The organism is Pseudarthrobacter sp. NIBRBAC000502772 (assembly GCF_006517235.1).
Taxonomy (GTDB): Bacteria; Actinomycetota; Actinomycetes; order Actinomycetales; family Micrococcaceae; genus Arthrobacter.
Genome location: NZ_CP041188.1, coordinates 538,895 through 565,618 on the forward strand (window position 1 = coordinate 538,895; position 26,724 = coordinate 565,618).

Annotated in this window: 20 protein-coding genes; 11 read left to right on the forward strand and 9 right to left on the reverse strand. The window is 60.7% G+C overall.

All coding sequences use genetic code 11. The annotated features are described in order from the left end of the window. Nucleotides 1-30: 30 nt before the first annotated feature. The 3 genes from NIBR502772_RS02505 to NIBR502772_RS02515 all read left to right on the forward strand — a co-directional run bounded on the left by NIBR502772_RS02505 (nt 31) and on the right by NIBR502772_RS02515 (nt 2,971). Complete coding sequence (locus NIBR502772_RS02505) at nt 31-363, forward strand: non-heme iron oxygenase ferredoxin subunit (protein ID WP_141138928.1); 333 nt, start codon at nt 31-33, stop codon at nt 361-363. Further along, on the forward strand, nt 360-1,643 hold the full coding sequence (locus tag NIBR502772_RS02510; RefSeq protein WP_141138929.1) for an NAD(P)/FAD-dependent oxidoreductase: 1,284 nt from the start codon (nt 360-362) through the stop codon (nt 1,641-1,643). Before NIBR502772_RS02505 ends, NIBR502772_RS02510 begins: the two co-directional genes overlap by 4 nt. 371 nt (nt 1,644-2,014) lie before the next feature. Continuing rightward, on the forward strand, nt 2,015-2,971 hold the full coding sequence (locus tag NIBR502772_RS02515; RefSeq protein ID WP_168223474.1) for a sugar ABC transporter substrate-binding protein: 957 nt from the start codon (nt 2,015-2,017) through the stop codon (nt 2,969-2,971). A gap of 533 nt (nt 2,972-3,504) precedes the next feature. On the opposite strand, the gene NIBR502772_RS02520 is transcribed toward NIBR502772_RS02515, so the two are convergent. From NIBR502772_RS02520 to NIBR502772_RS02555, 8 genes are all read right to left on the reverse strand, one after another. Next, nucleotides 3,505-4,074 (reverse strand): adenylate kinase, encoded by a 570-nt coding sequence (locus tag NIBR502772_RS02520; protein WP_210412434.1) that lies wholly within the window; start codon nt 4,072-4,074, stop codon nt 3,505-3,507. A gap of 28 nt (nt 4,075-4,102) precedes the next feature. Then, the gene (locus NIBR502772_RS02525; RefSeq protein WP_141138932.1) at nt 4,103-4,858 is read right to left on the reverse strand and encodes a maleylpyruvate isomerase family mycothiol-dependent enzyme; all 756 of its coding nucleotides are present in this window, start codon (nt 4,856-4,858) and stop codon (nt 4,103-4,105) included. Beyond that, nucleotides 4,858-5,682, reverse strand: a complete 825-nt coding sequence (locus NIBR502772_RS02530) for a fumarylacetoacetate hydrolase family protein (RefSeq protein ID WP_141138933.1) — start codon at nt 5,680-5,682, stop codon at nt 4,858-4,860. Before NIBR502772_RS02530 ends, NIBR502772_RS02525 begins: the two co-directional genes overlap by 1 nt. Next, nucleotides 5,682-6,803, reverse strand: a complete 1,122-nt coding sequence (locus NIBR502772_RS02535; RefSeq protein WP_210412376.1) for a cupin domain-containing protein — start codon at nt 6,801-6,803, stop codon at nt 5,682-5,684. Before NIBR502772_RS02535 ends, NIBR502772_RS02530 begins: the two co-directional genes overlap by 1 nt. A gap of 10 nt (nt 6,804-6,813) precedes the next feature. Next, nucleotides 6,814-8,484 carry a (2,3-dihydroxybenzoyl)adenylate synthase gene (locus NIBR502772_RS02540; RefSeq protein WP_141138934.1) on the reverse strand — a complete coding sequence of 557 codons (1,671 nt, stop codon included), beginning with the start codon at nt 8,482-8,484 and terminating at the stop codon, nt 6,814-6,816. Further along, nucleotides 8,481-10,517 (reverse strand): acetate--CoA ligase family protein, encoded by a 2,037-nt coding sequence (locus tag NIBR502772_RS02545; protein ID WP_141138935.1) that lies wholly within the window; start codon nt 10,515-10,517, stop codon nt 8,481-8,483. The genes NIBR502772_RS02540 and NIBR502772_RS02545 overlap by 4 nt, the downstream gene beginning before the upstream one ends. Continuing rightward, nucleotides 10,510-12,084 (reverse strand): FAD-dependent monooxygenase, encoded by a 1,575-nt coding sequence (locus NIBR502772_RS02550; RefSeq protein ID WP_141138936.1) that lies wholly within the window; start codon nt 12,082-12,084, stop codon nt 10,510-10,512. Before NIBR502772_RS02550 ends, NIBR502772_RS02545 begins: the two co-directional genes overlap by 8 nt. Before the next feature lie 94 nt (nt 12,085-12,178). Next, the gene (locus tag NIBR502772_RS02555; protein WP_141138937.1) at nt 12,179-13,027 is read right to left on the reverse strand and encodes a PaaX family transcriptional regulator C-terminal domain-containing protein; all 849 of its coding nucleotides are present in this window, start codon (nt 13,025-13,027) and stop codon (nt 12,179-12,181) included. Between the two features lie 236 nt (nt 13,028-13,263). Between NIBR502772_RS02555 and NIBR502772_RS02560 the strand changes: the two genes are divergently transcribed. The 7 genes from NIBR502772_RS02560 (at nt 13,264) to NIBR502772_RS02590 (ending at nt 21,639) form a co-directional block, all read left to right on the forward strand. After that, entirely contained in the window at nt 13,264-14,622 is a 1,359-nt protein-coding gene (locus tag NIBR502772_RS02560; RefSeq protein WP_141138938.1) for an MFS transporter, read from the forward strand. Between the two features lie 83 nt (nt 14,623-14,705). Next, nucleotides 14,706-15,506 carry an alpha/beta fold hydrolase gene (locus NIBR502772_RS02565; RefSeq protein ID WP_141138939.1) on the forward strand — a complete coding sequence of 267 codons (801 nt, stop codon included), beginning with the start codon at nt 14,706-14,708 and terminating at the stop codon, nt 15,504-15,506. Between the two features lie 824 nt (nt 15,507-16,330). Next, nucleotides 16,331-17,101 carry a hypothetical protein gene (locus NIBR502772_RS02570; protein ID WP_141138940.1) on the forward strand — a complete coding sequence of 257 codons (771 nt, stop codon included), beginning with the start codon at nt 16,331-16,333 and terminating at the stop codon, nt 17,099-17,101. 5 nt (nt 17,102-17,106) lie between these two features. Then, complete coding sequence (locus NIBR502772_RS02575) at nt 17,107-17,853, forward strand: GIY-YIG nuclease family protein (protein ID WP_141138941.1); 747 nt, start codon at nt 17,107-17,109, stop codon at nt 17,851-17,853. A gap of 366 nt (nt 17,854-18,219) precedes the next feature. After that, on the forward strand, nt 18,220-19,332 hold the full coding sequence (locus tag NIBR502772_RS02580; protein WP_141138942.1) for an ABC-three component system protein: 1,113 nt from the start codon (nt 18,220-18,222) through the stop codon (nt 19,330-19,332). Next, nucleotides 19,316-19,810, forward strand: coding sequence for an ABC-three component system middle component 2 (locus NIBR502772_RS22995; RefSeq protein WP_141138943.1), 495 nt, complete (start codon nt 19,316-19,318; stop codon nt 19,808-19,810). Before NIBR502772_RS02580 ends, NIBR502772_RS22995 begins: the two co-directional genes overlap by 17 nt. Continuing rightward, on the forward strand, nt 19,807-21,639 hold the full coding sequence (locus NIBR502772_RS02590; protein ID WP_141138944.1) for an AAA family ATPase: 1,833 nt from the start codon (nt 19,807-19,809) through the stop codon (nt 21,637-21,639). The genes NIBR502772_RS22995 and NIBR502772_RS02590 overlap by 4 nt, the downstream gene beginning before the upstream one ends. 443 nt (nt 21,640-22,082) lie before the next feature. Here NIBR502772_RS02590 and NIBR502772_RS02595 read toward each other — a convergent pair whose 3' ends face one another. Further along, nucleotides 22,083-23,120, reverse strand: coding sequence for an Abi family protein (locus NIBR502772_RS02595; RefSeq protein WP_141138945.1), 1,038 nt, complete (start codon nt 23,118-23,120; stop codon nt 22,083-22,085). Nucleotides 23,121-23,474: 354 nt separating this feature from the next. Between NIBR502772_RS02595 and NIBR502772_RS02600 the strand changes: the two genes are divergently transcribed. Next, nucleotides 23,475-26,507 (forward strand): hypothetical protein, encoded by a 3,033-nt coding sequence (locus NIBR502772_RS02600; RefSeq protein WP_141138946.1) that lies wholly within the window; start codon nt 23,475-23,477, stop codon nt 26,505-26,507. The last annotated feature ends 217 nt before the right edge of the window (nt 26,508-26,724 follow it).

The window sequence follows — 26,724 nt, forward strand, 5'->3', positions numbered from 1 at the left end:
GGCTGGAAAAGAACTGGCGGCTGAGAAAAAATGAGCACTGAAAACAACTGGATCGCCGTTGCCTCGACTGATGAGCTCGAGGAAGACGACGTGATCGAAGCGGAAGTCGACGGGCAGCCCGTCGCCGTTTATCAGACGAAAGCCGGCTACTTCGCCAGCCATGGAATTTGCTCTCACGAATATGCGCGCCTGTGCGAAGGCTTTGTCTTCGGGAACGTCATTGAGTGCCCCAAACATCAGGGCCGATTCGACGTTCGCAACGGAGCTGCCAAGGGAGCCCCCGCCCACGAACCCATTGCCACCTATCCCGTGCGCGTGACCGGGGAAACCATCGAAGTCCAATTCCCGGGAACTCAGTCATGAACGTTCAACAGGAAGCCGACCACTATGTAATCGTGGGCGGAGGGCCGGCTGCCGCTGCCGCAGTGGAAACTCTCCTCGGCGACCCGGGCAGCGGGCAAGTCACGCTCATAACCGAAGAAGAAATCGCCCCCTACGACCGCACCACGCTGTCAAAAGCCGTGCTGCGGGGAACCGGATACGCTCTGCCGCAGCTCCTCGGTCACGTCGAGGACTTGGAACGCTTTCGCGTCCTTCTCGGCAGAAAGGTCACCGGCTTGGACCCGGACACCCAGAAAATTACCACAGCCACTGGCGAGATTGTGTCATTCAACAAGCTGTTGTTGGCTACCGGGGCAGAACCTCGCCGCCTGACGCTTCCCGGCAGCACCGCCCGGGGGATCCACTACCTGCGCGATATGGTCGATGCCCGCGAAATCAAAGCGTCCCTGGACGCTTCGCACCATCTCGTCATCATCGGAGGCGGCGTAATTGGGCTGGAGGTGGCGGCAAGCTCGCGCTCGCTCGGACACGATGTCACTGTCATCGAGGTCGGGCCCCGGATACTGGGCCGCAACGTCCCGGAGGTCATAGCTGAGGCCATCGCGGACGAACACCGGAAGCACGGAGTCAGAATACTGACTTCGGTTGTTCCGGTCGAGTACACGGTCGAAGACGACCACGTCACTGGTGTCCGTCTGAGCAATGGCGAGACGCTGGCAGCTGACACCGTAGTCGTGGGGATCGGCGTAAGCCCACGCGATTCTCTAGCCTCAGAGGCGGGCTTGCTCGTGGATGACGGAATCCTCGTGGACGCCCAAGGGCAGACATCCAATCCCCATGTTTATGCTGCGGGTGATGCCGTACGAATGAGACTGTTACCGGAACAACGTGGCCACAGACTGGAATGCTGGAAAGCCGCCGGTGAACAAGGTGCGGTGGCGGCTGCCAACATGATTGGAACTGCATCGTCCTACACGAGCCAACCTTGGAACTGGTCCGACCAGTACGACCTCAGCATGCAATCCACTGGATACGTTGGACTCAACTCTGAGGAACTCGTATTCGGACAACTTGACCAGCCGGGCGGCTTGCTTGTTCTGAATATTGAAAACGGAAACCTAGTCGGCGGATGCGGAGTTTCCCAAGGCGTGTCTATCGCAAAAGTCATCAGAGCCACCCAGCGTGTTCTCGAGAACGGTGCGGCCGTCGATGTCCCCTCCCTCCAGGAAGTGGCTGGCGACATGAAAGCCCTAACGAAGCTAATGACATCGGTGGCTCGTGGCACGTCGCTTGCTGTCTGAGTCCCACGGCCAGCGGTCACGAAAACACAGCGGCGCAATGCCATCGCAGTGGCCGGACCGTTGCGTTCGCCAAGCAGGTCGTCCTGCTCGACGAGCCCACCGCGGCACTGGGCCTCCGTGAGACACGGCAGGTGCTTGACCTAATCAAGACCCTTCCCAGCAGGGTGTCTCCGTCATCTTCCCCCCAGTTCGACGGCGTCATCGAAGTCGCCGACGGGCCATCGTCCTGCGCTGAGGGAGGGTCGTTGGCGAGAGATCTCCAGCGCCGAAACCCACGAACGCATTGTCTCACTCATCCTCCGGGGGCGCTGATGCAACAGCGGCGGCCTCCGAAAAATCAGACTCATCCACTTAACCACCAGGAGAATCACATGAAACAAGCTAAATGGCTTGCGGCCGGCGTGCTGGTCGGATCTCTTGCCTTGTCCATGACCGCATGCGGCGGCGGAAGTTCCGCGGCCACGGACGGGCAGAGCAAACCCAAAGTCGGGGTCATCCTCAAGACCACCAACGCCTACTTCAACGCCATGAGCGAGGGCATCGCCGCCATGCCCAAGGACGACATCGAATTCCTGGGCGTCGATGCCCCCGGCAACGGAGTCGACGCACAGCCGCAGATCACCGCGATCGAAGGCATGGTCACCCGCGGCGCCGACGCCATCGTGGTCGCACCCATCGGCCCGCAGGTCCAGCCGGCCCTGGACCGCGCAGTCAGCCAGGGCGTCAAAATCGTATTGGTCAACGACGACCTGGGCGGCTGGAAGGGAGCCTCCAGCTACGTCGGAACCGACAACTACGCCGGAGCCAGCCAGGCCGGCAAATACCTTGCCGAACAGCTCAAAAACAAGGGAACGCTGGCCATCATGTCCGGCATCCCCGGTGTCCCGGCCCTGGACGCACGAGTCAATGGCGTCCTGGACGCACTCAAAGGCACGGACATCAAGGTCGTCAACACTCTGGCCACCGAATGCGACCAGACCAAGGGCGTAAACGTCATGCAGGCCTTCGCCGCCTCCAACCCCGACGTGGACGCGATCTACAGCGCCTGCGGACCGCCCGTCCTGGGCGCCATCGAAGCCCGCAAGAAGTCTGATCCGTTCAAGCCGGGCCTGCTGCTCGTGGGCTTCGACGCACTTCCGGATGAGGCCAATGCCATCCTGGCCGGCACGGAAACAGCCAGCATCGCCCAGTTCCCGAAAAAAATGGGCACCACCGCGGTGACCACGGCCGCCGCAGCCGCGCGCGGAGACAAGTTTGAGCCCCGGATCGATACCGGCACCGAAGTCGTTACAAAAGACACCGCCCAGAAATTCACGACCTTTCAATAAATCCGGAAACGGAGCACGCACAGTGCCGGGCACTCGATGTGAGCGGCCCGGCACTGCGTGTCAGCCAGGCGGCATCCGGAGCATGTCCCAGAGCCGGAGCCAAGATTAGGTTTTCCAGTTTTGACGTAGGCTCCGCCGCACACATTTCCTGCCGGCGGCGCTGGGGATTTGGTGCGTTCCGAAGCCACCCGACCATCGCCGTCTCGGCCATTGGAGCCCGGTTCCACGGGATATCAAGCATCCACAGAACACTCAACTAGGTCAGACTCGCAGAGCAGTAGGAGCGCAGCGTGCGAAGGCGACGGGGTGCTTCAGCGGCTGCCAGACGTAAGATTTGGGTGTGCTCTATTCGGATGCAGGATGTTTGAAGGTCAAGGCAAGTGAAACAGGAGGCAATAGCCCGACACCAGGTCAGCTGGACCTTCATTCGAGCCAGATATCTGGAAGGAAGAGCGCTTCCTAAGGGCGAGTGATCCAAGCCCTGCCTCACTCCGAATTAGGAAAGCGTCACCAAGAGCCACGGCCGAGTTGAATCAGGCTGCCTGTGCCGCTTTGAGGACCTGCATCACGCGGTCAGTCACTTCGTCGATCGGGCCGATGCCGTCCACCTGGGTGAGGATGTCGCGCTCGGCGTATCTGGCCACGACGACTTCGGTTTGCTCGTGGTACAGGTCCAGGCGGTGGCGGATGACGGCTTCGTTGTCGTCGCTCCGGCCCGTTTCCTTGGCCCGGCCCAGGAGGCGGTGGACCAGTTCCTCGTCGTCGGCCGTCAGCTGCAGGACGACGTCCAGCTTCTCGTCGCCCTTGGCGAGGATCTCGTCCAGGTAATCCACCTGCGCGGTGGTGCGGGGGTAGCCGTCGAGCACAAAGCCGCTTTCGACGTCGGCCTCGCTCAGGCGGTCGCGGACCATCTTGTTGGTGACGCTGTCCGGAACGAAGTCGCCGTTGTCCATGTACTTCTTGGCCTCGATGCCAAGCGGAGTTTCGCCCTTCACGTTGGCGCGGAAGATATCTCCGGTGGAGATCGCCACAACGCCGAGGCGCCCCGAGATCCGCTCCGCCTGGGTTCCTTTTCCGGAACCGGGAGGTCCAATAATCAGCATTCTCGTCATCGCAAAAGCCCTTTCTGGCCTAGATCCACTTCGGGGCAGCAGGAACTGCGCCGTTGGCGCCAGGACCTTCCACTGTCACACCGTTGGCGCCTCTGCCTGCTGCCCATTCAGTGATGGCGGGCAAAGAGCCGGCGATGACCGTTGCGTGGGCTGCGCCGGTGTCCCCGAAGGTCATTGTTTGGGGCTGGCCGGAGACCTCTACGATGAGGCCCGTGTCGGTGCCGCGGGTTTTCCAGGCGCCGGTGATGTCCCGGAGGAGGCGCTCGAGGACGGGTGCGGGGATGTCGTTGAAGGTGGCCCCGTTGTTCAGATCGACTGCGTGGATCCAGACTTCCCTAGTGCGCATCCATGCCGTTTCGGAGACGGGAACGGCACGTCCCTGCGCAGTGCGGACTTCGTGCTGCCATGCCGGGTCCGGCAGGTCACGCCACTCGACGGACAGATGTACCGCGGAGTGATCGAAAAGGTTCCGCAGCGCGATGGGGGAGAGGGTGGCGCCAAAGTTGATCTCGTGGTTGCGCGCCTCGGGGGAGGGGTACATCGGTGTTTCGACTCCGGTGGCTGCCCATTCGACCAGACGTGCGATCGCGCGGGCGTTGTACCCTACGTGCGCCACGATATGCCGGCGGGTCCAGTCGGGCAGCAGCGAGTCGCCGTCCAGTTCTGCGTCGGTGAGCTCGTTGAGCTTGCGGGCGAAAAAGGCGGTGCCCCGCCGCGCCTGCAGGAGTTGTTCCTGCAGGCGCGGGTCGGTGGCTTGGTCGTGGCGGGCGACCATCAGGCTTCCTTGACCACGCGGTTGGTCAGCTGGCCGAGTCCTTCGATGGTGGTGACCAGGACCTGGCCTTCCTGCAGGTACCTCTTGGGGTCCTGGGCGTGGCCCACGCCGCCGGGGGTGCCGGTGGCGATCACGTCGCCCGGGTTCAGGGTGATGATGGTGGAGATGTAGGAGACCAGGAATTCGGGGGTGAACACCAGGTCGCCGGTGGGGGTGCTCTGCTGCACCTCACCGTCCACGGCCGAGGTCATCAGCGGCCCGGCACTGAATTCGTCCTTGGTGACCAGGGCGGGGCCGAACGGGGTGGACTTTTCCCAGGTCTTTCCCTGCAGCCACTGTATGGTGCGGAACTGGTAATCGCGCATGGACACGTCGTTCAGGACGGCGTAGCCGGCGATGTGGTCCGCGGCGTCGGCTTCGCTGATGCGGCGGCCGGGCTTGCCGATGACGACGGCGAGTTCGGCTTCCCAGTCCACTGCGTCGGATTCCTGGGGCAGGGCGAGGTCATCGTTGGGCCCGATGAGGGATTCGGCGTACTTGGCGAACAGGGTGGGGTACTCGGGGACTTCCCGGCCCATTTCCTTGATGTGGTTGCGGTAGTTGTGGCCCACGCAGATGATCTTGCCGGGGGAGGGGACGACGGCGGCGAGGTCGGCGCCGTCCAGGGCGTGCGTTGCGCCGCTGGCCGCCGCAGCGGTGGTTTCCCAGTTCGGGTCCTGCAGGAGAGCGCCGACGTCGGCGAACCCTGGGATCTCGGTGAGGGCGTCGCCGTCCTGGCGCACCGCTTTGGTGCCGTCTTCGGTGCGGAGGGTAAGGAGTCTCATTACTTGGTGCGTCCTTCGATGTAGGTTCGGTTGAAATTCAGGCGTTCGAAGATGGGAGCGTCGCTGAAGCGGAAGAGGTCGAACTCCGTCCCGGCTTCCAGGGACCATTGCTGCCAGGACGGGACGACGAACAGGTCGCCCTTGGCCAGTTGCTTGGTTTCGCCGTTCAGGACCACGGATCCGGTGCCTTCGAAGACCTGCCAGACACTGGAGCCCACCTCGCGGAGGGGTTCGGTGGTGGCGCCGGCGCGGAGGCGGTGGAACTCGGCCCGGATGGTGGGCATCACATCCCCGCCTGTGGTCGGGTTGGTGTAGCGGACCGCGGCGTGGCCCTGGGCGACCGTGGCGGGGTGGCCTTCGTCCTCCAACAGGAGCTGTTCGCGGAGCGCTGCGTCGGTGTACTTCCAGCGGTAGGCGGCGATGGGGGAGTTGGTGGTGTCGTCGAGGCCGGAGAGCGGGCGGAGGCCGGGGTGGGCCCAGAGGCGTTCGGAGCGGGAGATGTCCGGGGTGGCTTCGTCGGTGACGCGTTCGGTGCCGAACTCGAAGAAGCCGGCGTCGGCGTAGTGCACGAACGGGATGTCCAGCCCGTCGATCCAGGCCATCGGCTCGTCGGTGTCGTTGTGGTGGCCGTGGAAGTTCCAGCCCGGGGTGAGCAGGAAGTCGCCGCGGGACATCCGCACGGGGTCCCCGTTCACCACGGTCCACACCCCCTCGCCCTCGACGACGAAGCGGAACGCGTTCTGGGAGTGGCGGTGTTCCGGTGCCGTTTCCCGGCCGCCGAGATACTGGATTGCCGCCCACAGCGTAGGTGTGGCGTATGGGGTGCCGGCAAGGCCGGGGTTCGCCAGGGCAATAGCGCGGCGTTCTCCGCCGCGGCCCACGGGCACCAGGTCACCGGCGCGGGCGGCCAGCGGATACAGATCATCCCAGCGCCACACATGCGGCACGGCCTTGGGGGTTGGGACCATCGGCATCAGGTCCCCGATCTCCGTCCACAAGGGGATCAGGTTTTCCTTATCGAAGTCCTTGTAGAGCTGTTCAAGCTGGGCCGCTTCCTCAGGTGTCGGCTCCGGAGCGACCACACCGGCCGCAACAGACTCATGGGTAATGTTTTCCATCATTGTCTTCCTTTCACTTCGCGGGGGAGGTGGAAGCCAAGCGCTCGGCGATGTCGGCGCGAAGGTCCTTTTTGTTGATCTTTCCGACTTTTGTCGTGGGCAGCTCATCCACCACCACCAGGTGCTCGGGGATCTTGAAGGCGGCCACTCCGGTCCGCCGAAGCAGGTCCTGGATCTGTTCCAGCGTTACTTCTGTTCCTGGTTTGACGGTGATGTAGAGGCAGAGCTTTTCGCCCAGCACCGGATCCGGCATGGCGATGGCGGCCGCCATGGTGACGTCCTCAATCCGGTACACCAGGCTTTCAATTTCCTCCGCGGAGATTTTTTCTCCGCCGCGGTTGATCATGTCCTTGTCGCGTCCCTGGACGATGAGGTTTCCGTCCGGGCGGCGTTCCACGATGTCCCCGCTGGCGTACCAGCCATCAGGGGTGAATGCCCGGGCGTTGGCCTCCGGCGCGCGGTAGTAGCCGCGAGGGGTGTAGGGGCCGCGCGTGAGGATGGCTCCGGCAGTCCCATCGGGCACGTCATTGCCTGCCTCATCCACAATACGAATTTCGTCAGCATCGGATACAGGCCGGCCCTGCGTGGTGCAGATAACGTCCTCGGGGTCGTCCAGTCGGGTGGTGTTGATGAGACCCTCGGCCATGCCAAAGACCTGCTGCAAGGTTGCACCCAACACGGGCTTCACCTTGTAGGCGATCTCGTCCGGGAGTCTGGAACCGCCAACCTGGATGACCTGCAGGCTCGCCAGCTCGTTGCCGCCCACTTCCTCTTGGTGTTCAATCCAGCGCTGCGCCACTGCGGGGACCGCGGTGGAGAGTGTGACGCCTTCGCGTTCAATGGCGGCAAAGGCTTTGCGTGGCTCGGGGCTGGGCAGCATGATCACTCGGCCGCCGGCGAACAGTATGCCCAGGATCCCCGGGCAGGCGAGGGGAAAGTTATGGCTCGCCGGCAGGGTACCGAGGTAAACGGTGTCCTCAGTAACGGCCGTTGGCAGGGACGTCGCCTTGATGTTGTAGGCGTAATCGTTATGGGTGCGGGTGATGAGCTTGGGCAGCCCGGTAGTGCCCCCGGAGAGCAGGAACAGGGCCGGTGCATCCGGAGAGGGCGCCGATGCATCCAGCCGGGCCCGGGTGCCGGCAGCGTCCGTCCCGGGGGCAAGGACCTCGTCCAGGCGAATGTTGAGGGGGTTCGCGGCGCCCGATACGAGGATCAGATCAAGGGACGGAATGGACGCAGCGAGTTCCTCGGCCAGGGCCTGGTGATCGAAATCCTTGATCACGTCCGGTACTGCGATGGCGCGGGACTCGGAGAGTTCTGTCAGGAAGGACAGCTCGTATTTTCTGTGCGCAGGCAACGCCATGACAGGGATGATGCCTGCCCGGAAACAAGCCAGCGTGAGGATGGTGAACTGCCATCCGTTCGGCAGCTGGAGCATGATGCGGTCATCTGCCTTGAGTCCGAGCTGGAGGAGGCGCTCGGCTGCGGCGTCCATCCGGTTGGCAAGCTCGGAATAGGTGATGCGAACATCGCCCTCTACCAACGCCACCTTGTCGGGCAAGCGGTCGGCGGTGTCCAGGACGTAGCTGCCCAGGGCCCGGTCCTCCCAGTAGCCCTTCCGGCGGAATTCTGCAGCAAGTTCTGCTGGCCAGGGGACAGTGCCTTCACTGGTGTGGCTGGTCATTGAATGTCCTCCTCGACATTGATAACTACTGCATCCAACGCCAAGAGCCCGTTGTGGGTCAGGCGGAGGGGATTAATTTCGATTTCAGCGACAGCCTCGTTGGAGACGAGTGCATCGCCGAGTCTGACCAAGAGGCCGGCCAGTTCAGACGTATCCAGCATCGGACCGGAACGGAAGCCATACAAGAGTTCGCGTGCCTGCAGCTCGGCGGGCATGCTTTCGGCTGCCCGCAGTGCAAGCGGCGCGGTTCGTATGGAGATGTCCGCGAAGACTTCGGCCGCGGTGCCGCCCAGCCCCAGAACCACGATCGGTCCGAAAACGGGATCACGTCGGACGCCCACGACAAGGTCGACGCCGGACGGCGCCATCGCCTCTACCAGGAACTCGCGGGCGCCGACGGCTTCGAGACCTGCCAGGGCCCGGTCCATCTCTTCCGCGGTCTTGACGCCAAGGTGTACGCCACCAATTTCCGTTTTGTGCAGGACGGTTGCGTCGAGCAGCTTCACTGCTACGGGACCGCCAAGCTCCGCCAGCGCTTCCTGGGCAGCGTCACGGGTGCTGCACACGCGCCGTTCGGGCGTGGCAATGCCAAGTGCACCGAGAAGTTCCTTGGAGCGGTTCTCATCCCACGGACCTTCCACATCCGGCCACGCTGGGGAGCCCTCAGCAGCCTGGGCCCTCTGGAATTGACCCCGGGCATCGTTCACCACGGCGGCGATACCGTGAGCCAACGAGGTTGGCCCCGTAATCAGCGGAAGGTTATGCTGTCGCGCCGACTTGCGGGCTCGCTCCAGGTCACCGTCGGGGCCGTCCACGCCAATGAGGAACGGCATCGTCTCCGCCGCGCCCGAATTGGCTACGGCCAGCGGGAGGTCGGTCACCGGTTCTGTCAGGCCGTAAAGCGCCACGAGGTCGATTGCCGGGTCCTGTGACACGGCGGCCACTATTTGCTCATAGCCGGGCCCGGGTCGGCCGGTGTCTACCGGATTTGCTTGGAACGTCAGCGGCGGGAGCAACGCGCCGATGGTGTCCTGGCTGCTCTGCGCGAGTCTCGGAAGCGTCACACCAGCGCTGTGCAGGGCATCGGCGATCAACAGGCCCGGTCCGGCCTGGCCGGTGATGAGGCCTACTCCGGGGTCCGCGGCCGGTTGCAGCCGGCGACCGGCCAGGGCGGTCACTGCGGCGACCAGTTGGTTCTCGTCATCGACGATTACCGCGCCCGCCTGCTGGAGTACCGATCGTGTGGTGCGCCAGGAGGTAGCCAAGGCGCCGGTGTGTGATTGGGCGAATTCGGACACATCGTTTCGGCCGACGACCAATGCAACGACGGGCTTGACCGCGCTCAGGCGTGAGACGGCGTCCACGAGGGCAGGTCCGTCCGAAACAGTTTCCAGATGCAGGGCTACTGCCTTGGTCTGATCATCGGTGATGAGGTAGTCCAGCACGTCCGGTGCGGTGATGTCAGTTCCTGCTCCGATACCAGCGGCAAGGCTGACCCCTGCTCCGGAGCGCTGCAGATGAAATGCCAGTACGTGATTAACTCCTCCGCTGGCTGCGACGACCGCTACCGAACCCGGCTCCAGTTCAGCGACACCCGGGACGAAGCTGGCGCGGAGGTTGCGGTGGGGAACGAAGAACCCGGACGTGTTGGGGCCAAGCAGCCTGATGCCGGTTTCCCGGACAGCGTACTCGACCTGGGACGCGAATTCGATGCCTGGACCGCCTGCTTCTGCGAAACCGCCGGCGCAGACCAGCGCTGCTTTGGCGCCGTTCGCGGCGCTGTCCCGCAGAGCCTGTGCCGTGGCAGCAGCGGGCACACACAGCACGGCGAGATCCGGGCCGCCGGGAATTGCTGCAGCAGCCTCGGCGATGCTGGTGTGCATTCCGTTTTCACCGCGGCTGTTAACCAGTTCCACTGGCGCCGGGTAGCTGGACAGTGATTGCGCCATGACGGCGCCGAGCTTTTCGGGGCTGGACGATGCCCCAACCACGATGATGCCGCGAGGGGCAAAGAGAGAGGACAGGCTATGCATGGGAAACCTCCACGGTGGCTGGAACAACGGCGTCCGCACGGCCGGACAGTACCAGCGTCAGGTTCGACGCCGGACCCCGGTCATCGACAATGACGCTGGTGAGGCCGCGGCCCAGGCGGACTTCTTCCGAGAGCAGGATCCGGGTAAAGGGGTTTCCGCCCTGGATCACCACAGCGGCTGCTTCGGCGGGGATTTGCCCGAAGACATCTTTCAAGCCTTCTTCGTGGTTCGGTGCCGTGAGCAGCAGGCCGGTGCTTGCATCGGCCTGGGCCGGGTCGGTCACCAGGGCGAGGCTAGCGCCGTCGTTCTGCAACTCGACCTTGCCACTTTCGTGGGTCAGGGACAGCAGGCGGCCGTTGAACCGGGCAGGACCGGCAGACAACGGAGTTTCCAGCGGGGCCTTTCCGTGGCGGGTGAGCCAGTCCCGTTCTGCGGATTCAACCAGTTCCGGATCCCGCAGGCGGATCTTGTCGATGTCGATGCTGCGGGAGAAGAAATGGAAAGTGAACTGGGTGGGCTCGAAGGAGTCGTAATACCTGCCGAAATGTTCCCACCAGCTCAGTCCGCCGCGGGCCTGGTTCTGGATTTTGGCGACCTGGGGCTGGCGTTCGGCTTCGTAATTCGTGAACGCAGTCTCGAGGTCGTCCTGATGTGCAGCGACTTCACGGACCAGCGTGATGGCGTCTTCCATGGCCATCTTGGTGCCGGAGCCGACAGAGAAGTGTGCCGTGTGGACGGCATCGCCCAGCAGAACGACGTTGCCCTTGTGCCAGGAACGGGTCCGGCGGGTCCGGAAGTTCGCCCAGCGCGAGCTGTTTGCCACGAGCGGCTGGCCGGCGATGTCCTCAGCGAACAGCTTTTCCAGGAACCGCTGCGTCTTCAGGTCAGAAGGTCCCGGGGGCTGGCTGACATCGAACTCGTCGAGTCCGGCTTTGCGCCAGGTCTCCTCGTCGGTTTCAACGATGAAGGTGCTCAGGTTCTCGCTGATCGGGTAACCATGGATCGCGAAGTTGCCGAATTCGCTCTTGCGGTGGAGAAAGGTCATGCCCTTGAAAAGGTGCGTGGTGCCGAACCAGATGAACTTGGCGGTGGCAGTTTCTGCCGTGTGGCCAAGGCTCTCGCCCAGCTGTTCGCGTGTTGATGAGTTGGCGCCGTCGGCCCCGACGATCAGGTCAAAACCGTCAAGCTGGGACAGGTCCGGCACGTACTGTCCGAACCGCATGTCGACGCCGGCTTCCGCGGCGCGTTCCTGCATCAGCTGCAGGAGCGTCTTCCGATAAATGGCTGCCATGCCGTTTCCGGAAAACGACTTTTTTTCACCTTTGAGCCAGACTTCGATGTCGTCCCAATGCGTCCCGTGATCGCGCAGTCCGTCCCGGACCACAGGGTCCGCGTCATTGATCCGGTTCAGGGTCGCATCCGAGAAGACCACACCGAAGCCAAAGGCATCGGTGGCCTGGTTGCGTTCGAACAGCACAACCTCGGCGTCCGGAACGGTCTGCTTGAACAAGGTTGAGAAGAACAGTCCACCAGGACCGCCGCCAATGCAGGCTACGCGAAGTGCCATCGATGCCACCTTCTAGGGATTGGGAATCATTGAGAGAGGTCTCGTAAACCATTATGAAACTAATCCATGTAAGGCGTCAAGATTTTGTTACATATCAGCCGGTTCTAAGTTCCTCTGCAACCTCTTCACCGGGGCCGACGGGTTCGCCGAGGATACTAGAGACGTAGTCAGTGGCCGCCCGGCCCAGTTGGCGGTGCACGGCGCCGAAAAGACGGTACGCTTCGTCGCTTGGCCAGCCGCGGGGCTGCAAATCCTTGGGCAGGTACGGATCGCGGAAGAGAAAGCGGCGGAAGTCGCCGATGATGCGCATGCGTTCCATGAGGGCCGTCCGCCCGTCCTTGGCGGCGTTGGAGGACTCATTGTCAAGGGCGGCGTAGGTCCGGATGAAGTGCTCGTAATCCTTTCCGAGCTGCTCTAAATCCCAGCACCGCGCGGCGAGGTCTCTGTCCTCCTCGCGGTCTCCCGTTCCGCACCATAGGGCGTCGACTTTTGCCTGGGGGTTCTCATCGGCAATCTGACGGACCTCCGCCAGGAGGCTGTGGGGACTGAGCCAGGTGGAGGGCGAGAGTTGACCAAAGCCATGCCATGCGAGCTGCTTGCGCAATTGCTCACGGACTGCCCGTTCGGATTCGGGGACCTGGTAAATAGCCATCGTCCATTTGCCGTCCCATTCCTCATCCCGGCGGCGGAAGATTCGCTCACGCCCCTCATCAAGTATTTCCAGCATGTGTGGAGTGAGGGAGTAGACGGTCTCCCTGCCGACGCGCCGGGTGGTGAACCACCCTTCCTTGCGCAGCCTTGAGAGGTTGACGCGCACGGTAGCGGCCTCAATGTCAAAGACAGCGAGTAGTGCGGTGATGTCCGCGAGTTTTACCTCGCTGCCCGCGTACCGGAGATAGTCCCCGAAAAGGTCAAGGATGAGCGCTCTGGGTTTCCACTGCACGGGACCCCTCCAAATCTGTCTGCCGCCCCCATTGGGGCCAGCTTGAGCGATGTGCAACAAGTATAAGTACGAGCAACACACTTCCGTTACGTCCGCGGGCCAGGGCATCCAGATATATGCAACACATCTATTGACGGGCAACGAGTTAATGTTACATTTGATTGTGGGTCAGCTCACAACAGCTCCCCAAAATCTCTGGACCAACCACAATGCCGTGTATCTCACCTGGAGTCCCAATGGCTTTTCAATCGCCAGCCTCATCGCCGGCACGCCCCCGCAAATCTGCGGCCGCTGTCATTTTCCTTTGCTTCCTCGCCATCGTTTTCGACGGCTACGACCTGGTCGTCTACGGCGCCATCGTTCCCAAGCTCCTGGCTTACGAGCCCTGGGGCCTCACCCCCGTACAAACCGGAGCCATCGGCAGCTACGCCCTGGCCGGGATGTTCATTGGGGCCATCCTCATCGGTTACCTCACGGACATCGTCGGGCGCCGGAAGATCATGATGGTATCCATCGCCGCCTTCTCGCTTCTGATGTTGCTGACCGCCTGGGCGCCGACTCCGGGACTGTTTGGACTTTTCCGGTTCCTGGCAGGTTTGGGCCTGGGCGGCGTTATTCCCACGGCCATCGCTTTGACAGTCGAATTCTCGAAATCGAACCGCCGCAACTTCAACAACGCCCTCATGTTCTCCGGGTATGCCGTGGGAGGCATCCTGGCCGCCCTGCTGTCGCTGGCCTTCCTGTCCTCCCTGGGATTCCAAGGAATGCTTGCCCTCGGCGGCATCCCCCTGGTGGCAGTCGTCCCTTTGCTCTTCAAATTTCTTCCGGAGTCCCCGGCGTACCTCGCAGCGAAAGGTGACAGGGAGGGCGCCCAGCGGATCATCTCCGATTACGGCCTTGACCAACTCCCGCCCGCCCGCATCGAAGGAGACGCCCCGGAAAAGGGCCGATTCCGCACACTCCTCACCGGAAGACTGCTTGGGGCCATGATCCTCTTCTGCCTCGCCGGCATCTGCGGCCAGACACTGGTCTACGGCCTGAACACGTGGCTTCCCCAGCTGATGGTCATCGCCAAATACTCCCTGGCCTCGTCCCTATCTTTCCTTCTCACGGTCAACATCGGAGCCGTCGTGGGCGTCCTTGTCTCCTCCCGCCTGGCCGATAAATTCGGTCCCCGCAAGGTCACCGCCACCGCGTTCGCATGTTCAGGTATAGCCCTTGTACTCATGGGAACCGGAATAATGCCCCTGCCCGCCATGTACTTCCTCGTCGGCGTGGTGGGCTTCGGCTCCGTGGGAGCCCAGATCCTCGTCAACGGGTTCGTAGCGACCTACTTCTCCGGAGCTACACGGGCCACAGCCCTGGGAATCACGCTGGGAATCGGACGCATCGGCGCCGTTCTCGCCATCTCAGGCGGCGGAGTGCTGGTAGCAGCGAATCTGGGCAACTTCATCAACTTCTCCGTGTGGGCCATAGCAGCAGCCGTCGGCGTGATCGCGGTCATGACCGTACCTGGCCTTCCAACCGCTGTACCGACAAATGCAGAGGACAGAGGTGCTGCGAACAGTGTCGCCACCGACGCTACGCCCCACTGATCACATGCCGGTTCATAAGTCTCCGCAAGGAATGCAAGCTTCGCCGTACCATCATCAAACCCGTGACAAAGGAGTCCCCCCAAGTGAAAACCCAAGAAATCAGTAACCACACGCTGGAATCGGCCGACGGCACGAGGATCGGATACCGCAGGCTCGGGACAGGCACTCCGATTGTCCTTGTCCACGGAAGCATCTCCACCGGAGAACAGTGGCTGGCCGTGGCAGAGCAACTGGCCAGTAGCCACACCGTGTACGTCATGGATCGACGCGGCCGTGGCCTCAGCGCCGACGCCGACGACTACTCACTGCAAACGGAATCCGACGACATCAAGGCTATGCTCGCCGTGGCCGGTAAAGGCTCCGCCTTACTGGGGCACTCGTACGGAGCAATTTGCACGCTCGAAGCGGTGCGCACCGGAGCATCCGTCTCCTCACTGGTGCTCTACGAGCCCCCGTTGCCCGTGGATGCACCTACGGCCGGGGCTGCGCTGGGCGATTATGCGGCAGCTGTGGAGGCTGGGGACGGAGATGCAGCGATGCGGGTGGCCGCCAAGCATTTCCTGCGCATCACGCCCGAGGAAACCGAGGGTCTGGCTGCATCACCACTGTGGCCAGGCATGGTCGAACTCAGCCCAACGTGGACCCGCGAACTCACCGAAATCGATAAGACTGATGTCCTCATCGAGGAGTACAGCCAGCTCGACGTTCCGACACTATTGCTCGTCGGCGAGGTCAGTCCCACGCATCTGGTCGGTGCATCACGGCACCTCCAGCAGCGGCTGGCGAACGTGACGCACAAGATATTTCCTGGCCAGAACCACTTCGCCCACGTTATGGACCCCACCAGCGTCGCTGAGACAATCAACGCCTTCCTGGCTCGGTAAGGCAATCACTGCGCTGATGAGAGCTCCCGTTCAGAAAGGACGAACGTTTCCGCACGCTGGAGTCGCGTCGTCATGTCCCGCTTCCCGGACCTGCAGCCTCGATGGCGCTGAGCTGGCAGGTCCTGGGCAGGGCCTCAATTGCTGAAGGACACTGGTGGCTGGACCTCCAGCTTCTCCCCGAGGCGGCAACCGAGTTCTCTGTAATCGACCGCCTCATGGGTGGCAGTCTGCTGCAGGGCCGTGACGGGAGCGAATACGGCGCCGGTTCCGCATATCCCCGCGGGACTCGAATGTCCGGGAGTGCAGCGACCCGGGGTGGCTGCCACTTTTCTGTCTCCCATGAACACCGTTTGCCGGGCACTCCCGCTTGTTTTCGGAAGCCGATAACCGGCCTTTCGTCAACCTAGGCAGGGGAGTGGGGCGTCTGGGCGCTATGTGGTCTGAAAGACTGAGGACCAGCGTTTATCGCTTTGGTCCAGGAACTTCGGGGCATCCCGGGTGGCGCAGCACTGACGGACGCCAGACCCAGGCAACGGACCCATGCCATCGCAGAGTCTGTCGCGGGAACCTGTGTCGTCAACTGCTGGCCCGGGACCCATCGGTCACGCTCGCCGCTCTTCTCTTTGAAGCCATACAGCTGTTGGAGACGGCGCGTGCCCGCTTTCCGGTGGTCACAGAAAATAACAGCCGCACCGACGACGTGGCCTTGATGGAAACAAGGCTGGCCGGGCTGTCGGACCTAGGACATCTGGCGAACAACGCACCAGTTGCCGGGTACTGTTTGCCTCAGATGGTGCAGCGAAGCGCCTGAAATTGGGGGATTTATGAAATCGATACTTTCGGCTGCCTTCGGGCTAGCCACCTCGCTGGTTCTGGCCGGCTGCGCCTCGGGCGCTCCTCAGGCCTCCACGACGACATCGCCAACACCAACCAAGTCCGCTTCGGCCAGTCCCAAACCTTCGCCGACCAAAACAGTGACGCCTACGCCCACCCCGACTCCGTCCGGACTCAGGTACTCGCTGAGCTGCCGGACCGGCTCGGATGCCCCATCGGTGGCCATCACCAACTACAGGACCGCTTGGGCCCAGCCCTTCGACTCATGCACAGTCTCCTCCGCTGCGGGGAATCCGTCGCCGGAAGAAAAAGCCGCAGGCACCGCCTCGGGCAGCACCTCGCCTGATGGCGCGAAGTACCTCTACAGTATTTGCAGCGAAACCACGGGGCACTACTTCGGTGGCACCGTCAGCGAAGGGCAGGCCAAGGAAATCGCCGCCGCCCTGATGCTGTGCCCTGACCACCCCAAACGTGCTGCGCTCGAGGCCAGTGCCGGGGCGGGTGTGTCCCTTGAAGCGGACCGCGCCAACGGAAAGCTGGTCTATTCGGGGAAGTATCTGGTCGGCAAGACTGCACAGCCGGGAACCTGGCAATCCCAAGGCGAATCGGTCGAGGACTGCTACTGGGAGGTCTCCGATGCCCAAGGAAACATCTTGGCCAACAACTTCATCAGCATCGCCCCGCAGTTCACGATTTACGTCCCGGCCACGGCTGCCGGATTCACGGTAGAAGGCTGCGGCTTCCGGTGGATCGGCGGATAGCCGCCATGGCAACGACTGGGACTTCGCCCGACTCCGCCGTCGAGCATTTCGGGGAGCTCATCCGGCCAGGCAAGTACGGGCACCATCTGACCCGCGACATGTACGCGATGATGAACAAAAAGTCGTCGACCCGGATCCCGGAGTACCTGCTCACCGATGAGTTGCGAGCACTCCTGTCCAAGCATTACGAGGACGCCGAGATGACCATTCATACTGACGAGTTCTGCAGCCGCCACCGGGAAATGGCCCTGGAGAACTTCGACCTGAACATGGCCTTCTTCGCCCAGCTACCGCATGAGTCCTTCGATGATGCCCTGGGCGAAATGCTGAGGAAGAACAAGCGTCTACGTCCGATCACCGACCTGAAAACCCTCGACGAAGAATGGGGCGTTTACGTGTTGGTGCTGGACGAGTACCGGCAGGCATATATCGGTCAGGCCTCCTGGGACATGCGTAAACGCATCAAGGCACACTGGAGCGGGACCAAGCAGTTCGACCGTTTGCTGTGGGGCGGCGTCGAGGAATCGGTCATGTCGATCGATTCGTTCCGCGCCCTGGACACGACACGCATCTTCGCTTCGCGCACCATCAACTACGACGCCCTGGAGACCAGGCTAGTGAACACTTTTCCGCCCGACTTTTTGCTGAACCGCATCGGCGGCGGAGAGGTCACCGGTCTGCGCGGGCTGTTCCTCTCTACCGAGATGAAGCGGCGCCAACTGATCGCGGACGAGGCTGCCGACAACCTCTGAGGGGTCGGACGGGGCAGAGGGTGCGGCTGACGATTAGCTTGTGGCTTGCAGGGCATGGCATCCAAAGCGGCCTTAGCCTCTTCGGAGCCTCTTCTGCGGGCCCTCCCCCATCCAATTTCAAACGCCGATAATGAAGATTATGTAAGGTTGTCAGTATGTAAGGACAATTAGAAAGCGTGTAAGTAGGATATCAGTTGCCCCCCCCTTTTTGCAGTCTCCAACCGTACGACTTTGAACTGCGACTGAGTTCAAGGTCCTCGACGGTAAGGAAACGTATGGCCTGACTGCACTGTTGCGGAGATTCAACTGATGAATCACGGGTTAGTTCTTTCGTGTGAGAAACTCAAAGCGCGAAAGGAGGCCTACGTGCGGCCAGTTAATGACGACGGTGTTCTCCTGGTGCCCGTACCTCCGCCTTCCGCGCTGGATGGCGCGCCGTTCGTACCTGCAGTTCCCAGCCATCTGGCTTTGACTCCAGAAAAATACATCTGGCTCTACAACGACGTTGAGTGGGAAGAGTTTGTCTTGGAGTGGGCAACGAGCCTGACGCCAAAATATGAGCAAGTGATGCGCAGCGGAGGGGCCAACGACCACGGAGTAGACGTTGCCGGATTCGCATCATCCGCGGGCTTTGACGGCGCGTGGGACTGCTATCAGTGCAAACACTATGGTGCGCATCTGGTTCCCAGCGACGCCTATCCCGAAATCTTGAAAATCGTCCTCGGCGTTTTGGCCGGCCACTACACATGGCCACGTCAATATCGGTTTGCCGCCCCGAAAGGTTACGGCACCAACCTAGCGAATCTGATTCATTCCCCTAGCAAACTCAAAGCCGGGATCGTAAAGGAGCTCACCAAGGCCAAGAGCGTTCTAGTCAAACATCTCGGGTCGGTGTCCTTGCAGTCCGTACTCGAATACATCGACGCGGCTGACTTTTCGATATTCGGAATGGTAGAACTCCATGAACTGGTAGAGCAGCACGCAGGAACTCGCTGGCACTCTGCACGGTTCGGAGTTTCGCTACCGCTTCGCCCTGGTTCCACGCAACCAACAGTGGAGCCCGGAGAACACGAGCAAACCTACATCGAAAAATTGATAGCGGCCTACAATGAGCAACACCCCGATTCCTTAATCACGCCGGCGAATGCGGTCAGTCACGACAAGGTCAACCAGCACTATTCGCGGCAGCGTGTGTCCTTCTATAGTGCCGAATCACTCCGGCTCTTCGCACGCGATTCAGTCCCGGAGGGAACATTCGACAAGCTCCAGAACGAGATTTTCGACGGCGTCGTTGATACACACGACCGGGAGCACAAGAACGGACTCGAACGCCTTCACCGAGTAGCGGAAGCAGCACGCCAGCTATCTATCACGGCAAACAGCCTCCTGCCAGTAGTAGAGGTGCGCGATCGAACCGGAATCTGTCATCAGCTTGCCAACGACGACCGGCTGAGCTGGTGCAATGCAAGCGCTGAATAGCCCCATTGAGCTAGGTGTTCGATCACTCATCGTACTGACCGCGGCATTTCCCAAAGCCCTGGATCTGAGCCGACTAGTGCTCATGGACCACTGCCTTTTGCACAGCGCCGATCTGGGCGGACCAGAGAGCATCCTCCCGCCGCTACCAGCCCGCACGGGAGAGCTGGGAATGAAACGCACGGTCATCGAACACGGGATACATGTAATGGTCCGGGCCGGCATGATCGACGCGTTAGCGACGCCAGACGGACTTTTCTATAGGGCCAGCGATGATGCCCGACCCTTCCTCCAATTGCTTCGATCCCCGCACACTACGTCACTCGCGGCCGTTGCCGATTGGATAGCCCATGAGTTCAGTGAACTCAGCGAAGACCAGATCCGAGATCGGATGAACAGCGTCACCGCCCGGTGGAGTGAAGAGTTTGAATGGTCCCGGGCACTGGCAGATGACACAGGAAGCGAAGGCATTGAAGCATGAGGCTTATCCATCTCACGGCCGTCGGCCCTGATCATCCCGCCGCGTCTCTAAACTTTGCGCCTCGCCTCACGGTCATCTATGGAGCCTCGGAAACCGGCAAATCGTACATCATCGATGCACTGGACTTCATGTTCGGCGGTCAGTCACTGCGGGACATCCCGCAGGCCAAACCATACCGAACAATGCTTTTGGGCCTTGAACTGGCAGATGGAACAGCTGTAACGCTTGCCCGTGCCGTGCGCGGGGGAAAAATCTACGTCTACGAAGAGGACCTGCGGACGTTGCCGGACCGCGTTCCAGATCGAACGCTTCTTGCACAGCACAACAAAGTCAACGACGAGAACATCTCGCACTTCCTGCTATCCGATTTAGGAATCGCCGGCGCACAGTTGCGAAAGAACCAGCGCAATGTGCTCCAAACCATGGGTCTTCGAAACTTGGCTCATCTTTGCCTGATTGACGAGACCCGGGTGCAAGCCAAAACCTCCCCAGTCGAGTCGGGCATTCCCACTGCGCGTACTGCGGAGCGGTCCGCCCTCAAGCTGTTGCTCGAAGGTGTCGACGACTCCGGCCTCACGACTGGCGAGGATCCAGTGCAGTTCCGGCGTGTCAACCGTGGCCAAGTCGAAGTTCTCGACCGGGTCATGCTTCAACTGCGAGAGCAGATCGGCACTGCCCCCGAGCGACAGTCGCTGCTCGAACAACTGGCCCGGGTGAACATCGCCATCTCCGCTGCCTCGGCCTCCATAGAGGAAGGCCTCGCAAAACGAGACAGCTTGACAGCCAGACGAGAACAAGTGCAGGCCAAGTCCCGTAGCCTGCGCGGGGCCCTCTCAGACACGCAAACCCTGATTTCTCGCTTCTCCCTCTTGGATCAGCAATACGCATCTGATCTGGAACGATTGAACATGGTCCAAGAGGCTGGCACCTTCCTCGGATACTTCAATTCAAGCGTGTGTATGTTCTGCGGGGCGGACCCCCAACACCACAACTCCGCCCACGCGGTCTACGAAACGACTGCCCTCTCGAAATCCGTGGATGCCGAAGTGTCGAAGACCCAGGCCCTGAAACAGGACCTGGCACAAACAATCGGTGGTCTCGTGAATGACCGGATGCGAGATGAGACAGCGCTGGAAGGCCTGTCGGCGGAATTAACTCTGGTCGGGACGTCCATCCACAATCTGGAGAGCGACCTTCAACCCGCCCGCGACGACATGAAGCTTCTACTCGACCAACGATCCAAGCTGGAGCGGCTGATAGGCCTTTGGGATCGAATCGGCGATCTCACCACCCTCACCGCTGCTGTTGCTCAGGAGACTCCCACAAAGACGGACCCCGTGGCGGACGGTGTGTCCAGCGCGACGCAAGACGATTTCTCCCGGACCCTCAACAGCGTATTGACGGCTTGGCAAGTGCCAGGTGCTAAGGATGCAACGTTTACTTTCGAGGGTTCACCCGATGTGATGCTGGGCCAACGACGGAGAGCAGGTAGAGGCAAGGGGATGCGCTCGGTCCTTCATGCAGGATTTACGATTGCGCTAAGCGAATACTGTCTGGAACATGAGCTACCGCATCCCGGTTTCGTTGCCCTGGATACTCCCGTCTTAACGTACCGGGATGCCGAAAAAGACGGCGTTCCAGACCAAGACGACGAATTGGTGAGTCAATCGGTCGCCGACGCGTTTTACGAATACATTTCCACTCGTCACACCGGGCAGGTCATCGTGCTGGAGAACCAGACTCCGCCCTCGGTGACTGGAGAGGGCTGCTCGATCGTCTATTTCTCAGGCACTCCCGGGGCTAACCGTTCGGGCTTCTACCCTGAGTAACACTGCTTGCGGCCCAGGAGAAGTGCACTGCTCGCCCGAGACATGTCGATTGGGTCATCGGTGACTCTGAACATAGGTTGAAGTTCTTCAAGAAATCGCTCGGGTACTCCGCGGATCAGGACTCCGGCATCCAGTACCTACGTCCGAATCACGGTCCAAATCTTCCCCCGTCTTCCAAGTCGAAGGCGATAGGGATTCGGGGGCAATCGGAGAACCCTTGGAACAGGCCTCGGTTTAAGGACTGGTGCCAGGAAAGGGAACCGATTGCCGACAACTCAATGTCCCGCAATCCCTGCCAAGCCATTGACGTTGAGGGATCCCTACCATGGCTTTTCTGCCCTGGCGTAGGGACTGCCGTGGCGGGTCAGGATGCCGGTGTAACCACTGCAGACAGTGACCCACTCGACGATAAATGCGATAAACAAAAGCCGGTGCTCCCGGGGTCAGGATGCTGGCTTCCACAAGTCCAAGTCCAACCAGTCAGCCGGGAAGCCCATGCTGACGTTGGGAGATAGGAGCTCGGTCCCGTCCGGGGCTTGAAGCTTGATGTCGAGCTTTTTGATCTGTGTCTTGAAAGTCAGATGCCAGTTGGAGCCACTGCTGTGTGACCTGAGCATGAACGCCAAAACAGCGCCGTAGATGTAGAGCCTTTGACGTGGTTTGGGTGTGTTCGTGAAGTCGGAGCCGACCAGGTGAGCCAGAAGGTCGCCGTCGGTGTCGTGTTGCCCGAGCGCGACCGGTCGTTTGAAGGCGCGGTTGAAAAGGCGGGACCCATGCGCGCACGCGTTGCGGAAGTCGACCATCATGCGGAGCATCGCGCCAAACCGGCTGGGATGGGCGAACCCGAACATTCGCGCTACTTCGCGGGCGTCCGGGGTCTGCATGAGCTCAAAGAGATAGGGCAGGTTTCCGAAGCTCAGGACCTCGGTTACGGCCCAAATAGGGACGTCCTGATGTGGATATTTCAACAGGTGATGCCTAATGAAGTCTTCGTCTTCGGCGCCGGACTTAACCGCGTCCCGCCAGGTCGTGGTCCACGCATCGAACTTTGTACGCTTGCGAAGGGTTTGATCCCCACTGAGCTGGTCGCAGCTGTGCGCATCGAGGAATTTCTTGTCCGCGTGGGCTGCAACGTTCTTCGCCGCGAGCGTGTGGGCCATGGCAGCCCGCAAACGAACTTCGAAGTCCAGCAGGCCTTCCTGGCAGACCCGGGCCAGCTTAAAGTCGAAAGCCTCGAGCTTCAGGACGTGCTCAATGCTCGCCCCTGCTATGTAGTCATCGGAACGGTATTGGTGCAGGCGGGCATCGATCTTTTCAGGTGGAAGCAACTGCCGGAAAACGTACCGGTATGCGCCAGAGCGGAAGTAACCAACACGGGTGAGGAAGCTAAGCGCTACGGTGGGATCAGGAATGGCGAGGCCACGGTCTGCGAGTTGTCCAAGCAGTTCGTCGCGCTCTTTGAATTCCTTCGTATACTCCACGCATCACCGTATGTCGCTTAATGAAAATTGCCCCCTTGAGCCGGAGCTCAGAGGGGGGCAATGTCTGATGGCAAAAATGTAACACATTTGCTCGGGTAGCGGGTAACGCCCTCAGCAAGGGTAGTCGCGGGCGCACGGTCGAGGTCGGTCGGGTGACGCCTCAACTTGTCCCAAGGTCCAATATCGGCTGCAGGAATGACAGCGGAACCAACAGATGACGTAGGTACGCAGCTGAAAGCAAAACAACAATGCCGACCATGCAACAGCTGCCCAGGGCTCGCGGTCATAGCTGGTCCATGGTGAACTCGGAGGCACACAACTATGTGAGGCTGTCCCATAGGGCAGTATGGACAAATGGTCACCCGTGTAGAAACCGAGACGTTTATTCGTTTCCAGTTGGATCAGCTGGGCGCACAGAATCGGCACCACGAGTTCGAGAACATTTGCTTTCGCATCGCTCAACGGAGAATTAGCAGCAACATTCTTCCGGCAACTGGACCGGTGAGCAGCGGCGGAGATCAGGGCCGAGACGGGGAGACCTTCTTTTCGTCACTGCCTGAGGAGCTTCCAAGAGCTGGCGGTTTCGTTGGACGGGCCACTACGGAACCACTCGTCATGGCCTGCACGATTCAGCGGACTGACCTCGGGTCCAAGGTCAAGGTCGATCTTAAGAAGATCACCTCTCAGGGACAACCTGTCGCCAGGATCGCCTACTTTCTGGCCCAAAACATGCCTGTAGGCACGCGACATGACCTTCAAGAGTTTGCGCGTCAAGAGCATGAAGTTGATCTTGAAATCTTTGACGCCATGGCAATCGCAACGTTTCTGGCCGAGCCCGACCTGGTATGGGTAGCCGAAAAGATGCTCGACCTGCCATCAAACCTGGTGCCGGCAAATGAGCCGTCGCTCCCGCAGTGGTATCAGGACCTGCAGCGACGCATAAGAACATCTGACGGTCTACTAACCACCGCTGGGGACTTCGCCGCGGTGAGAGCTGGGCTCCGCCACGCTACACATGATCCTGATGCCCAGAATGATCTGGCGGAGTGGCTTCAGTACGCGCAGTCTTTGGTCCATCCACGTTCTAAGGATGCTGTCCCCGAAGACGTGCAGATGAAAGCGCGCTACGAAATTGTTGTTGCAACTCTGCGCGGTATGGAAACTTTGGCGAATGTGGAAGGGTACATCGACGAGTTCGTCGCATACGCGGCCACGACCTCCGTCGCAGGTGACTTGCAGGATGCCAGCGCGCTCATTTCATACTGGCAGGGGGCGTGGGCCGCTGGGCTCGCCACCACCACTTCGGATCACTTGATGGCCCAATTGCAGCTCATCTTGCAGCGTGTTGATGAACTTCTAGCTGATACTGACCGTGAAGTTTATCCGAATGCTACTGCGCACCTTCTTGCAGCTCGAGCGCACATTCTGTTCCATCCCGACGTCACCGGCATGGTGCGAACACCCGGAGCCCCGGTACGCAAAACGGACACATCGGACATGAGCTTTCAAGAGATCCTTAGCAGGGCTAAGTCTGCTGAAGAACTAAAGATCAGGCTCGACCCACTGATGGCCACGCTCTCTGACCTCGCTGAGCTCTTGCCCCGCGCACGCATGTTCCCTGTCCAAACAACGTGCGATCTCTTTGAGGCCTTCAGCCCCGTTCTCGCAGCACATGGGAACTACGAAATGATCAGGAACGCCCTGGATGACGCAATCGGTTCAGTGGAAGGCGACAACGCCGTCGCGGAACGGTGTAGAAACCGTGCTCTAAGCCTGTTCAAGTCCGACAAACCCCTCCTGGCTCTCCGGGAGTTTCATAAGGCCAAGATCAACTGGTTTCACGGCGACACTCTTCGTGGCTCAGTTCTGGCCATGCTCACCATCTCCAGCGTCTACTCGGATTTGAAGCTCCCTCACGCCGCTAAGAAATATGCACTTACAGCTGCCTCCATTGCAGTGTCGTCTCAAGATCCAGACGTCATCGATTTGGTCAGTGACAGCCTGATCCGGGCGTTCTCCACCTGCTACGCCGCCGGTGCATGGCTAGACGCTACGGCGTTTAGTCAACTGGCACTTCGAGCACATGGAACATACGTGGAGGATGCCTTCGATCATGAGCAACATCCGGAACTGGTCGGCCTGGACTTCCACCAGACCATGATCTGTATGGCCGCCAGAAAGTTCAGACCAGAACTGGCGGAGACCCTCACAAACCTCTTGTCGGCTACGGATTACGACAAGCTGATCTGGCCATACGTCGACGAGTTGGAGAGTACTTTCGCATACGACGAAGCGAGCTTTGCAGAAACTTCCCTCGTGGAACTAGGTGCTCGGCCGTTCAGCGACACGGGCTTGACTCGTTCTTTGACATTCTCTGCCCTCGGCACGCATTGGAATATCACCTGTGCCAATGACAGAGCCACGGTGCTTGCCGCAGAAAGGTTCGCAGCCGCCGCCCAAATTCTTCTGTGCGAACTTGCAACGGAGGATCCGGTCCTGCTGGATGAAAGCGTCCTGGTAGAGATCCGCTTGGCCGGCCCGCAGTATCGGGAGAGAGTGGATCTCAGGCCTGACAACAACCAGCTCAGCGCTTTGGTCACCCTCCTGCCATACACAGAAAACACCGATGCGGACGAGCTGGAACAGGAAATCCTCCACGCTGTTGGTGTCCTCCTAATCCGGCTAAGCGCCTTATCCCAAGAACAAGTCCTTGACATGCTTGGCGATGCTTTCTCACGCGGCTTCCTCACTCAGCTATCGTTCGGGCGACCATATGACGAAACAGCAGGACTCCTCGACGAGGCCCACTACCTCCACGCGTCCCAGGTCGGTCGCCAGATTTTCGATGCTGGAAACACCACGCCGAAGCCGGCCAGCTCCCTGGAACAGCCGTCGTTCTTCGGTCCCAGCTTCTCTGAAACTGAGTGGCACGACATGATCAAAGAGCGCTACGAAGTTTCGAAGGTAATGGGCTTCACGCTGGCTCGACTCCTTCGAAACGCAACATGTCTCAGGATTCTGGAGGAACTTCGAGCTGAGGGTTGGTTGGATTGGCACCTGCTGCTGGCCGTCTTCAATGTCGCTACCAATTACCGCATCAGCCAGGAACTCGGCGACAGGAGCCGGTCACGTGAGCGGGTACAACAGGTCTCGCAGGAGCTCGTGAACAGAGTGGAAACACCGTATACCCCAAACATTCCCCTCCACCATTTTTCAAGGGAATCCCTACAACAAGCATTTGAGCTCGCGACGCTCACGATCGCCGTACGCCTAGGACTCCATATAGATCGTGCAACTCCAAACTTCCACGGGGTCCGTCGACTGCTGGATCGCAGATATGGCTTCACGCAAGACGTCCCGCACGATGATCTCTTAGCGGGTCAGTGACTATGGCATCGAAGTGACGGGCCTACCTGCATTTCCCGCTCTTGCCGGGTGATCCTCAGTTCAACAGTGTCACTTGGTACAGCACAAGGCAGTTGAAGTCTTCATCAAAGCCGCAGGTTCGGCTGGTGCCCAGTCCAATTGGATCGGCAAGGCCCGCCGTACCCATCGTGCAGGCCTTCGCTGTGCGCAGGCGCTAGGTAGACCAAGGCATCAGGCG